This is a genomic window from Burkholderia sp. FL-7-2-10-S1-D7, from assembly GCF_001524185.1.
GTDB lineage: Bacteria > Pseudomonadota > Gammaproteobacteria > Burkholderiales > Burkholderiaceae > Burkholderia > Burkholderia diffusa.
This window is the reverse complement of record NZ_LOWY01000022.1, coordinates 169,455-184,681: the sequence shown is the minus strand read 5'-3', so window position 1 is coordinate 184,681 and position 15,227 is coordinate 169,455. Positions and strand designations below refer to the sequence as shown.

11 protein-coding genes are annotated in these 15,227 nt (G+C 68.8%); 6 read left to right on the top strand and 5 right to left on the bottom strand.

Annotated features, from left to right (window positions below):
* Positions 1-110: 110 nt before the first annotated feature.
* Positions 111-4,988 carry a DNA translocase FtsK gene (locus WS75_RS11310; protein ID WP_059680547.1) on the top strand — a complete coding sequence of 1,626 codons (4,878 nt, stop codon included), beginning with the start codon at positions 111-113 and terminating at the stop codon, positions 4,986-4,988.
* 100 nt (positions 4,989-5,088) lie between these two features.
* Here WS75_RS11310 and WS75_RS11305 read toward each other — a convergent pair whose 3' ends face one another.
* A complete protein-coding gene (locus WS75_RS11305; RefSeq protein WP_156429763.1) occupies positions 5,089-6,336 on the bottom strand; it encodes a lactonase family protein in 1,248 nt (415 codons plus the stop codon).
* A 165-nt stretch (positions 6,337-6,501) separates the two neighbouring features.
* Here WS75_RS11305 and WS75_RS11300 point away from each other — a divergent pair, with 165 nt between their 5' ends.
* The gene (locus tag WS75_RS11300; protein WP_059680545.1) at positions 6,502-8,331 is read left to right on the top strand and encodes a glycoside hydrolase family 15 protein; all 1,830 of its coding nucleotides are present in this window, start codon (positions 6,502-6,504) and stop codon (positions 8,329-8,331) included.
* A 211-nt stretch (positions 8,332-8,542) separates the two neighbouring features.
* Complete coding sequence (locus WS75_RS11295; RefSeq protein ID WP_059680544.1) at positions 8,543-10,030, top strand: polyhydroxyalkanoate depolymerase; 1,488 nt, start codon at positions 8,543-8,545, stop codon at positions 10,028-10,030.
* 97 nt (positions 10,031-10,127) lie between these two features.
* Here WS75_RS11295 and WS75_RS11290 read toward each other — a convergent pair whose 3' ends face one another.
* Entirely contained in the window at positions 10,128-10,760 is a 633-nt protein-coding gene (locus tag WS75_RS11290) for a TetR family transcriptional regulator (protein WP_041490613.1), read from the bottom strand.
* Between the two features lie 156 nt (positions 10,761-10,916).
* Between WS75_RS11290 and rsxB the strand changes: the two genes are divergently transcribed.
* Positions 10,917-11,921: an electron transport complex subunit RsxB gene (gene rsxB / locus WS75_RS11285; RefSeq protein WP_059680543.1), complete on the top strand. Its 1,005-nt coding sequence runs from the start codon at positions 10,917-10,919 to the stop codon at positions 11,919-11,921.
* Entirely contained in the window at positions 11,918-12,562 is a 645-nt protein-coding gene (gene nth / locus WS75_RS11280; RefSeq protein WP_059680542.1) for an endonuclease III, read from the top strand. Before rsxB ends, nth begins: the two co-directional genes overlap by 4 nt.
* 82 nt (positions 12,563-12,644) lie before the next feature.
* Here nth and WS75_RS11275 read toward each other — a convergent pair whose 3' ends face one another.
* A complete protein-coding gene (locus tag WS75_RS11275) occupies positions 12,645-13,574 on the bottom strand; it encodes a DMT family transporter (RefSeq protein ID WP_059680541.1) in 930 nt (309 codons plus the stop codon).
* 209 nt (positions 13,575-13,783) lie between these two features.
* Here WS75_RS11275 and WS75_RS11270 point away from each other — a divergent pair, with 209 nt between their 5' ends.
* Positions 13,784-14,251 (top strand): DUF1841 family protein, encoded by a 468-nt coding sequence (locus WS75_RS11270; protein WP_373558501.1) that lies wholly within the window; start codon positions 13,784-13,786, stop codon positions 14,249-14,251.
* 72 nt (positions 14,252-14,323) lie between these two features.
* On the opposite strand, the gene WS75_RS11265 is transcribed toward WS75_RS11270, so the two are convergent.
* On the bottom strand, positions 14,324-14,683 hold the full coding sequence (locus tag WS75_RS11265; RefSeq protein WP_011885615.1) for a c-type cytochrome: 360 nt from the start codon (positions 14,681-14,683) through the stop codon (positions 14,324-14,326).
* A gap of 40 nt (positions 14,684-14,723) precedes the next feature.
* Entirely contained in the window at positions 14,724-15,083 is a 360-nt protein-coding gene (locus WS75_RS11260; protein ID WP_011885616.1) for a c-type cytochrome, read from the bottom strand.
* Positions 15,084-15,227: the final 144 nt, after the last annotated feature.

Below are 15,227 nucleotides of genomic sequence, written 5' to 3'. Positions count from 1 at the left end.
CCTGGAAGCGCATCGGCGCCTTCATGCTGCCTTAGAGTCCTGTTCGCCGGCCGGTTAAACTCGGCGGGTCGCGCACCGCGCTCCCCGCCCTCTTCCTGTTTCATCAAAGCATGCACACGGTTGTCTTCGGCTGGTTCGGCATCTCCGCCGTCTGGTTCCTCCTTCTCATCTGGCGTCTCGTTCAGGCGATGCTGCCCGGCGGCGGCGGACTCGCCGGCCGCGGCTCGATTCGTCTGTGGCTCGGCTTCGCGGCCGTGTTCATCGCGAGCTGCGCGCTGACGAGCCCGCTGTCGGGCCCCGACACGAACGCGCTCGGCCACGCGTTCTCGAACGGCTTCGCGCACGTGCTCGGCCCGATCGGCACGCCGGTTGCGATGGTCGTGCTGTTCTTCGCGGGCCTGCCGTGGCTGACCGGCATCGGCTGGCGGCAGTTCGCCGCGTGGGTCGACACGTCGTTCGGCGTCAAGCTCGCGCGCGACGCCGACGACGATGTGCGCAGCGTCGCCGACCTGCCGCGCAGCGCGCTGCATCGCGACGACGACATCGTGCAGCCAACCACCGCACACACCGTCAACTCGATGGCGCCGCGCCAGAACGGCCGCTATTCGCGCCCAACGTTGTGGAAACCCGATCCGCAAGCCCGGCCGAAGCCGCGCGGCAACGCAGCGCCGCGTCCGCTCACGGAGCCGGTCGCGCCGTCGGGCTGGCTGAAGCCGACGTCGGCCCATCGCATGCCCCCGCCGCCCGCACCGGGCACGACGAACGCCATGCCGCCCCCGACGACCGGCAGCACCGCCAGCCTCGCGCGGGCTGCCGCGAACGCACAGGTGCCGCGCCCGAATCCGGCCCCGCTTCCGGCCGGGTTCGAGCCCGTTCGGCCGCAACCGACCACCGCGCGACCAGCCGCGGCCGCATTGAAGCAGCCTGCCGCGCCGCGCACCGTGGTCACGCCGCGCCCGGCTGCCGCGACGCCGCCGCGCCCCCCCGCACGCCCAGTGGCGGGCGCCGGCGCCGCCGGCCAGTCGCCCGACGCGACACGGCGCCGCCCCGCGTCACCGGTCCCCGCGCGCGCGCCGCTCTACGCATGGGTGCAGCAGCCCGCGGAGCCGATCACGCCGGCGCCGAGCGTTCACGACACGCTGCGCTCGATCGAGGCCAGCACCGCGCAATGGGCGAAGCTGGACGATGTGCGTGCGCCCGATACGGCGCCGGCGACGGCCGCCGCGACGACCTTGGCCGGCGCGGTTGCGGCGGCAGGGAGCGTCACAGCGTCGGCATCGACGGTCGCACCCGCCGGGACCGTTGCGGGCGCGCATCAGGCCGCGCCCCGCGACGCAGGCCTTTCGCACGAAGCCGCGCCCGCATACGACGACGCACCGATCGTGCTGGATGCATTCATGCCGGCCGAGCCGAGCGTGCGCATGCCCGTTGTCGATGTTGGTTCGAGCATTCCGGCCTTCGGTGAAACTGCGTCGCCTGCCGCACCGGCCCCCGGCGTCGAGACCAATGCACCGACGCGTCAGGCGGACGCCGATGCGCCCGCCGCGCCGGTACTCGATTCCCCGATCGACTTTGCACCGTGGGAAGACATCGTCAGCCCGCCGGTTTCCGGACTCGGCGCATCGCATGAAAGCCGGATTGCCGCGCCGCTGTCCGGCGCGGACGAGTCCGCGGCGACGAGCGAATCCGTCAATACGCATCCGGCCGCCGTCGCGTCGACGGCAGGCGACATGGGCCGCACCGCCGAGGCGAAGGATGCGGCAACGGCCGCAGGGACGGTCGGTCAGGTCCAGTCGCGATCCACGCCGCCGGCCGATACCGCCGTATCGGTCGATACGAAACAGGACACGCAAGCTGCTCCGGACGTCGTGAAGCCTGTCCAGCAGGTCGCGCCGACCGCTCCCCTCCCCGCTTCGTCGATCGCGGCAACGCCCACGTGGCCGCTTGCCGATGCAATGCCCGTCGCGGCAGCGACGCCGGCAGCCTCGGACACGTCGAACATCGCACCGTTCGGCGGCGTGACGGGAACGGCCTGGCATGCAGCAGAAAAGCACGCTGGAGAAACCGCACCATCGCCAGCAGGCACGCAACGCGCCATGCCCCCGGCACCGGCGGCGTCGACATCCGCGATCGCGGAACCTGCGTCCGCATCGTGGTCGAAGCCGTTGTCCGCTGAATCCCCCTCTGCTGCGCAGACGATTCCGTCAACGGCCGCGTCGCCGCGCGTCGGCACCGCGCCGAGCTCTGCTGTACCGGCACTCGCGAACACGTCGAACAGCACACCGGCCGCCGCTACGCCTTCGTCGTCCGGCATGACGAGCACGGCCGCCTGGTCGCCGTCGCAACCGCCCGCATCGGCAGCGCCCGTTGCATCGGCTGAGCCGTCCGCGCCGGCGGGCGCCACGGGGATCGCATACGGTTCCAGCGGTCACGTGCCGGCTGCGGCAGCATCGGCGCTCGGTACCACCGGCGCGGCATCGGCCTCGGTCACGCCGGCACCCGCACCGACGACACCCGCTCAAACGCCTTCGACCGGCGGCGCCGTCGTTCCCAACGCGCAGCCGTCCGCACCTGCGGCGACGTCTGCCCCGGCGGTTGCGAGCGGAGCCCACGGCATGACCGTGGCACAAACTTCTGCGGCCGTGCCAGGCGTGGCGGCGGCGTCTGCCCTGACGCCCGCGATGAATGCTGCCGGTCCGGCCACGTCGCAGCCGTTCGCGACCGCGCCGATCGTGGCAGCCGCGACGGCACCCGCATCGACCGGCACGTCCTTCAGCGCAACCGGATCGCAACCGGCGCAAAGCACGCCGGTGTCGCCTGCGATCGCCTCTACCGCCCCGTCAGGCAGCGCAGCAACCGCAACGTCGACCGCATCGGCGACGCCTTCGGCAGCACCCACGAACCGCACGCCTGACGCTTGGTCGACCGGTACGCAGGCCGCGCCGGCCGGCGCAGCGCACGCAGCACCCGGCATCGCGCCTGCCGCTGCGGTCGTCCCGGCGCCGTCTTCCGGCGCACTCGTCCAGACGAGCACGATCGGCGCCGCTGCGCCCGCCGCGTTCGGCGGCGTGCCTGCAACTTCGGGTAGCGCGCCGGCCTCCTTCGCCACGACCACCGCCGCGACGGCATCGGCCGCGTCCCCGAGTTCCGCGACCGCGTCTGTGTCGGCCATGCCAACCTTCTCCGCACCGCGCGAATCCATCGACACGGCGACACCGGTGCACGCCATCGCGTCCGCACCGGCGCCACAGGCCCCGTCGTTCACCACCCCGCTGGCGCCCGCGGCTGCATCGGCGAGCTGGTCCATGCCCGGCACCGGCGCGACGCCTGCGGCAACCGGCACCGCGATCCCGGCCGTCACGACCGCAACGTCTCCGGACGCAACGTTTTCCGAGCCCCCCGTGCCGCCGGCTCCGGCGGAATCGAGCGCCGCGGCCCCGGACGCATCGGCCGCACCCGCGCGCCAGCCGCGCCCGAACGCGTTCGAATTCCACGCACCCGCATCGTTCAACGTCGAACTGCCGACGCTCGACCTGCTTGAGCCTGCCTCCGACGACGTCGAAACGATCACCGAGGAACACCTCGCGCAGACCGCCCAGGTCATCGAGCAGCGCCTGCAGGAGTTCAAAGTGCCGGTGACCGTGGTCGGCGCATCGGCGGGCCCGGTGATCACGCGCTTCGAGATCGAACCCGCACTCGGCGTGCGCGGCAGCCAGATCGTCGGCCTGATGAAGGACCTGTCGCGCGGCCTCGGCCTCACGTCGATCCGCGTCGTCGAGACGATTCCCGGCAAGACCTGCATGGGCCTCGAGCTGCCGAACGCGAAACGCCAGATGATCCGCCTGTCGGAAATCCTCGAATCGCGCCAGTACCAGCATTCGACGTCGCAGTTGACGATCGCGATGGGTAAGGACATCACCGGCCATCCGGTCGTCACCGATCTCGCGAAGGCGCCGCACATGCTGGTCGCCGGCACGACGGGTTCGGGCAAGTCGGTCGCGATCAACGCGATGATCCTGTCGCTGCTGTACAAGGCGACGCCCGAGGACGTGCGGCTCATCATGATCGACCCGAAGATGCTCGAGCTGTCGGTCTACGAAGGTATCCCGCACCTGCTGGCGCCGGTCGTCACCGACATGAAGCTCGCGGCGAACGCGCTGAACTGGTGCGTCGGTGAAATGGAGAAGCGCTACCGCCTGATGTCGGCCGTCGGCGTGCGCAACCTCGCGGGCTTCAACCAGAAGATCCGCGACGCGGAGGCGAAGGAAAAGAAGATCGGCAACCCGTTCTCGCTGACGCCCGAGGATCCCGAACCGCTGTCGAAGCTGCCGCTGATCGTCGTCGTGATCGACGAGCTGGCCGACCTGATGATGGTCGCCGGCAAGAAGATCGAGGAGTTGATCGCCCGTCTCGCGCAGAAGGCGCGCGCGGCCGGCATCCACCTGATCCTCGCGACGCAGCGTCCGTCCGTCGACGTGATCACCGGCCTCATCAAGGCGAACATCCCGACGCGCGTCGCGTTCCAGGTGTCGTCGAAGATCGACTCGCGCACGATCCTCGACCAGATGGGCGCCGAATCGCTGCTCGGCCAGGGCGACATGCTGTTCCTGCCGCCGGGCACGGGCTACCCGCAGCGCGTGCACGGCGCGTTCGTCGCAGACGAGGAAGTGCACCGGATCGTCGAATACCTGAAGCAGTTCGGCGAGCCGCAGTACGAGGAAGGGATTCTCGACGGCCCGGCGGCCGACGGCGCGACGCAGGACCTGTTCGGCGACGCGCCGGATGCGGAAGCCGATCCGCTGTACGACGAAGCGGTCGCGTTCGTCGTGCGCACGCGGCGCGCGTCGATCTCGTCGGTGCAGCGCCAGTTGCGTATCGGCTACAACCGCGCCGCGCGACTCGTCGAGCAGATGGAAGCGGCCGGACTCGTGTCACCGATGGGCATCAACGGCAGCCGCGAGGTGCTCGTGCCAGCCGCGGCCGACTGAGCACGGCGGCCGCGCGGCCGACGACGACCGATCCGGGCACCCCGCGCAAGCGGCCGCCCGAACGAAAAAGGGCGCTGCCGAGGCAGCGCCCTTTCTGCATTTATTGCGCCACCGGCACCAGCTTGAAGTCGACCGGGCTGCCGACCGCTACCTTCTGCGGATTCGGGCCGAGCTGCCCCGTTTCGACGTCGCGATTGAATACGTAGAACGTGTCGCTGTCCTGGTTGCCGACGATCAGCCACTTGCCGGTCGGATCGATCAGGAATTCGCGCGGCGTCTTGCCGAGGCTCGACTGGCGGCCGACGGTCTTCAGCCGGCCGTCGGCCTTGTTCACCGCGTAGATCACGATGTCGTTCACGTCGCCCCGGTTGCTCGCGTACAGGAAGCGGCCGTCCGGCGACAGGTGGATCGCACCGCCGCCGACCTTGCCCTTGAAGCCCGGCACCGTCATCGGCAGCGTCTCGACCGGCGTCAGCTTGCCGTCGTGGTAGCCGAACACCTCGACCGCCGCGTTGAGCTCGCTCGTCACGTACGCGAACCGGCCGTCGTCACTGAACACCATGTGACGCGGGCCGGAGCCGGCCTTCACCGGCGTGTAGCGCGTGTCGGTCGGGCTGATCAGCCCGCGGCTGCCGTCCACCGTGTAGCGGTAGCCGTAGATCTTGTCCGTGCCGAGATCCTGCACGAACAGGTAACGGCCGTCGGGCGAGAACACCGTCGAGTGCACGTGCGCGCCGTCCTGGCGCCCCTTCACGGGCCCCGTGCCTTCATGATGCACCGTCAGCACGGCCGGGCCGACCGCACCGCCGTCGCGGACCGGGAACACGGCGAAACTGCCGCCCGGATCGGCCGCAACCGAGTAGTTGGCCGTGACGAGGTACTTGCCGTCCGGCGACAGCGCCAGATAGCAGGGATCGTTCCCTTCCGACGACACGCGGTCGACGAACGTGAGGGCGCCGGTCTTCGGATCGAAGCTGAACGCGCTGATGCCGCCGCGCTGCGTGGCCGGTCCGTTGTCGCCGGGCAGTTCATTGACCGCGTAGACGGTGCGACCGTCGCGGCTCGGCAACAGGTACGACGGGTTCACGGTCTTCGCCGACGACACGGGCGCGATGCTGCCCGTTTTCGTATCGAAGCGGTATACGTAGATCCCGTCGCTGCCGTGCCCCGTATAGGTGCCGACGAGCAGGTTGTAGACGCCGTCGGCCGGCGCCGGCGATTGTTGAGCGAAGGCCTGGGTCGCGGACAAGGACAGCACGATCGCGAAACCTTTCATCCAGTGAGCCAGCCTAAGCGGGAACCCTCGTGTCGACGCGCGTGCGTCACGCTCGCGTAAACGGCTGGGCATTGAATCCTCCTTGCATCGAGTCGCTTCAAGTGTTGAGATAGGACGAAACGCCGGCCGTACATGCGCTCCGCCGCCGAGCCGAGTATACGGGGCGCGACGCCGGCGCGTGAAGCCCGGGCGCCGCAGCCTGCATAGTGAACTCGAATACCCAAGGACCGCTTGCCCATGCCCGCCCTGATCGAAGACTACGCCCTCGTCGGCGACGGCCACACCGCCGCGCTGATCTCCAAAGACGGCTCCGTCGACTGGCTGTGCTGGCCCCGCTTCGATTCGGGCGCCTGTTTCGCGGCGCTGGTCGGCACGCCCGAGCACGGCCGCTGGCTGCTCGCGCCGGCCGCCGACGCCGCGATCACGCACACGACGCGCCGCTATCGCGGCGATACGCTGATCCTCGAAACCGACTACGAAAGCGCCGACGGCGCCGTCACCGTGATCGACTTCATGCCGCCCGGCAACGGCTGGTCCGAACTGGTGCGGATCGTCGTCGGCCGCCACGGCACGATGAAGATGCGCATGGAACTGGTGTTGCGCTTCGACTACGGTTTCTCCATCCCGTGGGTCACGCAGCTGACGCGCGAGGACGGCATGAAGGCGATCGCCGGCCCCGATACCGTCGTGCTGCGCACGCCCGTGCCGCTCCTGGGCAAGAACCTTCATACGCTCGCGGAATTCACGGTGAGCGCCGACGAACGCGTGCCGTTTTCGCTCAGCTACGCGGCGTCGCACCTGCGGTTGCCGCCCGCGCGCGATCCGCTGTCGATGCTCGCCCGCACCGAAAACTACTGGCTCGAATGGTCGGGCCGCTGCCAGGTGCAGGGTCGCTACGCGGCCGCCGTGCGCCGCTCGCTGATCACGCTGAAGGCGCTCGCGTACGAGCCGACCGGCGGGATCGTCGCGGCACCCACGACGTCGCTGCCCGAGAAGATCGGCGGCAACCGCAACTGGGACTACCGCTACTGCTGGCTGCGCGACGCGACGATCACGCTGCTCGCGCTGATGCGCGGCGGCTACTACGACGAGGCGCGCGCCTGGCGCACGTGGCTCGGCCGCGTGATGGCCGGCTCGCCCGAGCAAATCCAGATCATGTACGGGATCGCGGGTGAGCGCCGGCTGCCGGAAATCGAGCTCGACTGGCTGCCCGGCTACCAGGATTCGAAGCCGGTGCGCGTCGGCAACGGCGCGGCGAACCAGCTCCAGCTCGACGTGTTCGGCGAAGTGATGGCCGCGCTGCACCTCGCGCGCGTGGGCGGCCTGCAGGCCGACGACACGGTGTGGTCCGTCCAGTGTTCGCTGCTCGATCATCTCGAGAAGATCTGGCAGGAGCCCGACGAGGGCATCTGGGAAACGCGCGGCGGCCGCCGCCATTTCACGTTCTCGAAGGTGATGGCGTGGGTCGCGTTCGACCGCGCGATCAAGTCGGCGGAAATGTTCCGGCTGCCCGCGTCGCTCGACCGCTGGCGCGCGCTGCGCGACCGGATCCACGCCGACGTCTGCGACAACGCATGGCACGCAGGCAAACGGGCGTTTGCGCAGAGCTACGGCAGCGACGAGCTCGACGCGAGCGTGCTGCTGATGCCGCTGCTCGGCTTCCTGCCGCCGGAGGACCCGCGCATCGTCGGCACGGTCGACGCGATCGAGCGGGAATTGCTGCACGACGGCCTCGTGATGCGCTACCGCACGACGGAGTACGACGACGGCCTGCCGCCCGGCGAAGGCACGTTTCTCGCGTGCAGTTTCTGGCTGGTCGACAACTACGCGCTGCTCGGCCGGATCGACGACGCGCACCGGCTCTTCAGCCGGCTGCTCGCGCTGTCCAACGACCTCGGGCTGCTCGCCGAGGAATACGACCCGGTCGAGGGCCGGCTCGTCGGCAACTTCCCGCAGGCGTTCTCGCACGTTGCGCTGGTGCATACCGCAATGAACCTGATGCACCACGAAGACGCCATGGCGCGCGCGGCCGGCCAGCCCGCGCCGGCCGTGGCGACGGGGCGCTGAGCGGGGGCGGAACGGCTTCTTCAGAGATCGTCAATTCGCAACAGTTTGATGAAAAATCGGGGAAATGTTGCATTGCAACACCGATCGTTGTCCGATATGATCGACTCGATTGTCCGGCCGCACTGCAACATGGCCGGTCGCCGACCCACACGGCACGCCGCGACGCCCCACGCCGCCCTTGCGCACCGTCCCCCACGCGGGAGTAGTCTGCATGCTTTACCAACTGCACGAATTCCAGCGGGCGATGTTGAGCCCGCTCACGGCCTGGGCCCAGGCCGCATCCAAGTCGTTCGCCAATCCGTCGAGCCCGTTCTCGCTGATGCCCGGCGCGACGCGGATGGCCGCCGCGTACGAACTCATGTACCGGCTCGGCAAGGATTACGAGAAGCCCGAATTCAACATTCATCAGATCGTCAAGGACGGCCACAACATCCCGATCGTCGAGCAGACGATCGTCGAGAAGCCGTTCTGCCGGCTGCTGCGCTTCAAACGCTATTCGGACGACGCCGATGCCGTCACGCAGCTGAAGGACGAGCCGGTCGTGCTGGTCTGCGCGCCGCTGTCGGGCCACCACTCGACGCTGCTGCGCGACACCGTGCGCACGCTGCTGCAGGATCACAAGGTGTACATCACCGACTGGATCGACGCGCGGATGGTGCCCGTCGAGGTCGGCCCGTTCCACCTGCACGACTACATCGCGTACATCCAGGAATTCATCCGCCACATCGGCGCGCGCAACCTGCACGTGATTTCCGTGTGCCAGCCGACCGTGCCGGTGCTCGCGGCAATCTCGCTGATGGCGAGCCGCGGAGAGGACACGCCGCTCACGATGACGATGATGGGCGGCCCGATCGACGCGCGCCGCAGCCCGACGTCGGTGAATTCGCTCGCGACGCAGCACTCGACTGCGTGGTTCGAGAACAACGTGATCCACACGGTGCCCGCGAACTATCCGGGCGAAGGCCGCCAGGTGTACCCGGGCTTCCTGCAGCACACGGGCTTCGTCGCGATGAATCCGGAACGTCACGCGCAGTCGCACTGGGACTTCTACCAGAGCCTGCTGCGCGGCGACGAAGATGACGCCGAGGCACATCGCCGCTTCTACGACGAGTACAACGCGGTGCTCGACATGGCGGCCGAGTATTACCTCGAGACGATCCGCGTCGTGTTCCAGGAATTCCGTCTCGCGGAAGGCACGTGGGATGTCGAAGGCGAGCGTGTGCGTCCGCAGGACATCAAGCACACCGCGCTGATGACGATCGAAGGCGAACTCGACGACATCTCGGGCAGCGGCCAGACGCACGTCGCGCACGAGCTGTGCACGGGCATCCCGCAGGACGATCGCCGCAGCCTGACCGCCGAGAAGTGCGGTCACTACGGGATCTTCTCGGGCCGCCGCTGGCGCACGATCATTTACCCGCAGCTGCGCGATTTCATCCGCGAACATGCGCCGGAACCGAAGACCGGCGCGACCAAGGTGCCCGCCGAAGCACCGGCCGCGACGACGCTCACGGCCGTGCCGGCCGGCAAGCCGCAACCCGAGGTGACGGTGCGCGCGACCGCCCCGAAGCGGGCGCGCGCGAAGTCACCGGCCGTGACGGTTGCGCCCGCCAAGACGGCAACCGCGAAGGCCGCACCGGCCGCGAAACGCGCGGGCGGCACACGCGCCAAAACCGTTCGCGCGCGCAAGGCCGCCTGACGCGCCGCGCTCTGACGCAAAAACGCCGCCGTTGCTTGCGCACGGCGGCGTTTTTTTATCCGGCGGACAACGGTGAGCCGTTCATTGGCACGCGGGCTCAGCGTCGCAACAGGTACGCGAGCAGCACCTCGGTGTTCATCCTGACCATCTCCGCGCGTTCGTCGGCTTCGCTGAAGTCGCGGCCGAGTGTCGCCGCCAGCGTGAAACGGTTCGACACGATGTAGTAGCCGAGCCCCGACAGCGTCACGTAGAAGCGCAGCGGATCGACGTCGCTGCGGAACAGCCCGGCCTTCTGGCCGCGCATCAGCACGTTGCCGAGCTTCGCGACGATCGGCGACATCATCTCGCGGATGCGCGTCGACTTGTGCAGGTAGCGCGCTTCGTGCAGGTTCTCATTGTTGATGAGCCGCAGCAGCTCCGGATGATCGCGGTAGTAATCCCACACGAAATGCGCGAGCCGCGTGACGGCCTCGACGGGCGCGACGCCGTCGAGATCGAGCACGCGCTCGGCCTCGGTCAGCGCTGAGAACGCGTGTTCGAGCACGGCCGTAAACAACTGCTCCTTGCTGCCGAAATAGTAATAGAGCATGCGCTCGTTGGTTTCGGCCCGGCGCGCGATCTGGTCGACGCGCGCGCCGAACAGCCCTCCACTCGCGAACTCTTCGGCTGCCGCCATCAGGATGCGGCGGCGGGTACCTTCAGGATCTCTTTTGATTTTTGGCTGATTCATGGTGGCGTTTTGCTATGTGAGCCGCGTGATCCGGACCGGCACCCCCACCGCCTCGGCGCCGGCTCCCCTGGAACGAGCGCACTGCGTGCGGCCGCCCTCCTGCTGAGCCCCTGCAAAAAAGCGGTTCGATTATGCGCACAGACAGCGTCCAGCGCAATGCGGGAAATCGGCGATAATCAAGGTTTGGCAAACCTTTCCGGCCGCGCCAGACGCGGCCGAGAGCCATTCGGCGCTGCTGCGCCCGTTGTCACCGTGACCGATTCCAAGACCCTCGCAGATCGCATCGAAGATCTGCTTCCCCAAACGCAATGCACGAAGTGCGGCTATGACGGCTGCCGTCCGTACGCCGACGCGATCGCCGCCGGCAACGCGAACTACAACCAGTGCCCGCCCGGCGGCGCCGAAGGCATCGCACGCCTCGCGAGCCTGCTCGGCAAGCCCGTGATCCCGCTGAACCCCGTCAACGGCACCGAGCATCCGCGCGCCGTCGCGTTCATCGACGAAAGCCTGTGCATCGGCTGCACGCTATGCATGCAGGCATGCCCGGTCGACGCGATCATCGGCGCACCGAAACAGATGCATACGATCGTCGAATCGCTGTGCACCGGCTGCGACCTGTGCGTGCCGCCCTGCCCGGTCGACTGCATCGCGATGGTCCCCGTGACCGACGAGCGCACCGGCTGGGACGCTTGGTCGCAGGAACAGGCGGACGCCGCGCGCGAACGCCACGACCGCCGGCTTGCCCGCCAGCGCCGCGAACGGGAGGCCGCCGAAGCGCGTGCCGCCGCCCGCCGCGCGGCCAGTGCCGGTGCGGCCAAGGCTGCGCCGGCCGCGGCACCGCCTGGCGCACCGGGCGCCGCCCCGGCCGACGACGCCGACGCCAAGAAACGCGCGATCATCGCCGCCGCGCTCGAACGCGCACGCAAGAAGAAGGAAGAACTGTCCGAGCGAGGTGCCGGACCGAAGAACACCGAAGGCGTGAGCGCGGCCGTGCAGGCCCAGATCGACGCGGCCGAAGCACGCCGCAAGCGGCTCGCCGAACAGCAGGCGCTGCACGACACCGAGGCCGCGGCTGCCCGCGACGAACACGACGACAGCGACGATCCGAACAACGACGACCGGAACGGCCCGACCGCGCCGCCCGACAACAACCGTCCATGAACGCCTCCAAACGACGCGCGATCTACGAAACGCTGCAGAGCCTCAATCCGCATCCGACGACCGAGCTCGAATACACGACGCCGTTCGAGTTGCTGATCGCGGTGATGCTGTCCGCGCAGGCGACCGACGTGTCGGTCAACAAGGCGATGCGCAAGATGTTCCCGGTCGCGAACACCCCGCGACAAATCGTCGCGCTCGGTGAAGAAGGCGTCGCCGACTTCATCAAGACGATCGGCCTGTACCGCACCAAGGCGAAGAACGTGATCGCGACGTGCAACATCCTGCTCGAGCGCTACGACGGCGAAGTGCCGGCCGATCGCGAAGCGCTCGAGAGCCTGCCGGGCGTCGGCCGCAAGACCGCGAACGTCGTGCTGAACACCGCGTTCGGCCAGCCGACGATCGCGGTCGACACGCATATCTTCCGCGTCGCGAACCGCACGGGGCTCGCGCCGGGCAAGGACGTGCGGGCCGTCGAGGCCGCACTCGAGAAGTTCACGCCGAAGGAATTCCTGCAGGACGCACATCACTGGCTGATTCTGCACGGTCGCTACGTGTGCAAGGCCCGCAAGCCCGAATGCTGGCACTGCGCGATCGAGCCGCTGTGCGAATTCCGGCCGAAGACACCACCGCCGAACGAGTGACCGCCGGCCGCGGCTGACGCGCGGCGCGCGGCACGACCCGCGAGCGCCGTTGCGGCCCCCACGACTTTCCCCGTTTCCCTGCTTATGCGTTGGACGTCGCCGTCGCGTCGTCTGCCGCCGCGCCGCCCGCGCGCACGAGCGCCAGCACGGCAGCGAGGATCGCGACGCCGCCGACCCACTGCAACGGCGACAGCGCCTCGCCGAACAGCAGCGCCGCGAGCGCGACCGTCACGACCGGTTCGAGCGTCGACAGCATCGACGTGCGCGCGGCCCCCAGCCGCTCGAGCCCGGCGAAGAACGCGAGCATCGCTGCGACCGTCGACACCAGCGCGATCGCGAGCATCGACGCCCAGCCGGCGGCCGTCACCGGCCAGCGCGGCGGCACGCCGAACGCCGCGGTCCGCACGATCGCGATCACGACGAGCATCGCGGTCGCCGACAGGCAGATGATCGCGGTGGTCGCGAGCGGATCGACGCCGCGCGTCGCCTTCGTGCCGCCGACGATGTACAGCGAATAGATCACCGCGGCGGCCAGTGCGAGTGCGATGCCGAGCGGCTCGCCGTGGCCGCCGCCGACCATCAGCGCGGAGCCCGCGACACAGAGCACGAGCGCGACCGCCTTCGCGCGCGTGAGACGCTCGCCGAGCCACCACGCGGCCAACAGTGTGACGAAGGCCGGATACAGGTACAGCAGCAGCGCGACGAGGCTCGCCTGCGCATGCTGGAGCGCGCTGAAATAGCAAAACGACTGCCCGACGTAGCCGAGCGCGCCCATCGCCACGAGCGGCATGAGCGCGCGGCCGCGCGGCCATGCGACGCGGCGGTGGCGGGCGATCGCGGCAAGGACCGCACCGCCGATCGCGAAGCGCACGATGAGCAGCCCGAGCACGTCGACGCCGGCCGCATACGCATAACGACCGAAGATCGCCATCGCGCCGAATGCGGCGGCGGACAGCGCGACATAGAGCGCGCCCTGCAGCGCGGCGGACGATGAGCGGACGGTGGCGGACATGATGGAACGGTGTGAGCGCGACGACGGGAATCGTCGGAGTTTAGCGGCCCGATGGCCGGCAGCCTAGCCCGCGCTTACCCGTTGCGCCGCGGCCTTCGCCGGCCGACTCCAGTTGACGTCGCCCGCGCTAAGCCACGGCGTGCGCCCCGCCCGCGCCCCGCCCGCCGCCAGCGCCGTGCGCCGACCCGGCGTACAATGCGCGACGCGGCATGACGCCGCCCGAATCACGACGCGTCCCCACCATGTTCAATCCGAGTCGCGACGAAGTCCGTCGCTTTTTCACCGAGACCTGGCGCAAGCAGCGCGCCGGCGAGATCCTGACGCCGCTGGAAGCGATGGCAGCCGACTGGATCGTCGAGCATCCCGAATATCACGACGACCTCGCGGACGCCGACGGCGCCGCCGCGCGCAACTACACGCCCGAGGAAGGTCGCACGAACCCGTTTCTGCACCTGTCGATGCACCTCGCGATCAGCGAGCAGTTGTCGATCGACCAGCCGCCCGGCATCCGCGCCGCGCACGACAAGCTGGCCGCGAAGCTCGATTCGACCCACGAGGCGCAGCACATGATCATGGAATGCCTCGGCGAGACGATCTGGGAAGCGCAGCGCACCGGCACGCCGCCCGATACGGACGCGTACCTGCAACGCATCCTGCGCCGCGCGTCGCGCGACTGAGCGCCGCGGACAAAAAAATACCCCGCCGCGGCGGGGTACTCTGGCTGCACGGACCGGCAAGGTCCGGCGCGCTTACTTCTTGAAGACGAGATCGGTCTCTTTCAGCGACTCGATGTAGGCCGCGATGTCCTTCATGTCGCTGACCGACAGGTTCTGGACCTGTGCCTGCATGATCGCGTTATTGCGACCGAGCAGCGGGTTCGTCAGCCCCATCTGGTACTGGCGCATAGCCCACACGAGGTAGTCGGCGTGCTGGCCGGCGAGACGCGGGTACTCTGCGTTGATCGGCTTGTTCAGCTGCGCGCCGTGGCAGGCCGCGCAATTGTGCGACTCGACCAGCTCCTTGCCCTTCGTGGTGTCCGCCGCATGCGCGGTACCGATCGCGAGGCCGGCAGCCAGTGCAACCGCCGCCGTCTTGAATGCGTTGTTCATGAATGCTCCTGTCCCGCCGGTCAGATCGGCGGCGCGCGCTTTACTTGTAGGGATTGTCCTTCGTGTCGGCCTTCTGGGCGGCGTAGTAGGCCGCCAGATCCGCGATGTCCTGGTCCGTCAGCGAACCGGCGATCGCGTTCATCGACGGGAAGTGGCGATCCTTCTTGCGGTAGGCCTTCAGCGCGTTCTCGAGGTATTGCTGGTTCTGGCCGCCGAGGACCGGCACCCGGTAGACCTCCGGGTATGCCGCGCGGTAATCCTGGATGCCGTGGCAACCGATGCACATGGCGGCCTTGCTCGCCCCGTCCTTCGGGTTGCCGACCACACCGGCCGCCTGCGCGCTGCCCGCGAGCGCCACGAGCGCTGCGACAACGACGTGTTTGCCGACGAATTTGTTCATAGCTCTTGTAACCTAGCTTGAGGGGAAACTGGCGCCGAAGCGGCAACGGCCCGCGCCGTTTTGCTTATCGGATCGCCACGCAGGCCAAAAAAAACGGCCAGATTGTACCGCGTCGGCGGGGAACGCGTCCATATGGCGCCCCGG

What these genes read in the sequence shown, in the direction of transcription:
- WS75_RS11310 (WP_059680547.1), top strand. Translation starts at nt 111, where the DNA reads ATGCACACGGTTGTCTTCGGCTGGTTCGGCATCTCCGCCGTCTGGTTC.
- WS75_RS11305 (WP_156429763.1), bottom strand. Translation starts at nt 6,336, where the DNA reads ATGCCCAGCCGTTTACGCGAGCGTGACGCACGCGCGTCGACACGAGGG.
- WS75_RS11300 (WP_059680545.1), top strand. Translation starts at nt 6,502, where the DNA reads ATGCCCGCCCTGATCGAAGACTACGCCCTCGTCGGCGACGGCCACACC.
- WS75_RS11295 (WP_059680544.1), top strand. Translation starts at nt 8,543, where the DNA reads ATGCTTTACCAACTGCACGAATTCCAGCGGGCGATGTTGAGCCCGCTC.
- WS75_RS11290 (WP_041490613.1), bottom strand. Translation starts at nt 10,760, where the DNA reads ATGAATCAGCCAAAAATCAAAAGAGATCCTGAAGGTACCCGCCGCCGC.
- rsxB (WP_059680543.1), top strand. Translation starts at nt 10,917, where the DNA reads ATGCGGGAAATCGGCGATAATCAAGGTTTGGCAAACCTTTCCGGCCGC.
- nth (WP_059680542.1), top strand. Translation starts at nt 11,918, where the DNA reads ATGAACGCCTCCAAACGACGCGCGATCTACGAAACGCTGCAGAGCCTC.
- WS75_RS11275 (WP_059680541.1), bottom strand. Translation starts at nt 13,574, where the DNA reads ATGTCCGCCACCGTCCGCTCATCGTCCGCCGCGCTGCAGGGCGCGCTC.
- WS75_RS11270 (WP_373558501.1), top strand. Translation starts at nt 13,784, where the DNA reads ATGACGCCGCCCGAATCACGACGCGTCCCCACCATGTTCAATCCGAGT.
- WS75_RS11265 (WP_011885615.1), bottom strand. Translation starts at nt 14,683, where the DNA reads ATGAACAACGCATTCAAGACGGCGGCGGTTGCACTGGCTGCCGGCCTC.
- WS75_RS11260 (WP_011885616.1), bottom strand. Translation starts at nt 15,083, where the DNA reads ATGAACAAATTCGTCGGCAAACACGTCGTTGTCGCAGCGCTCGTGGCG.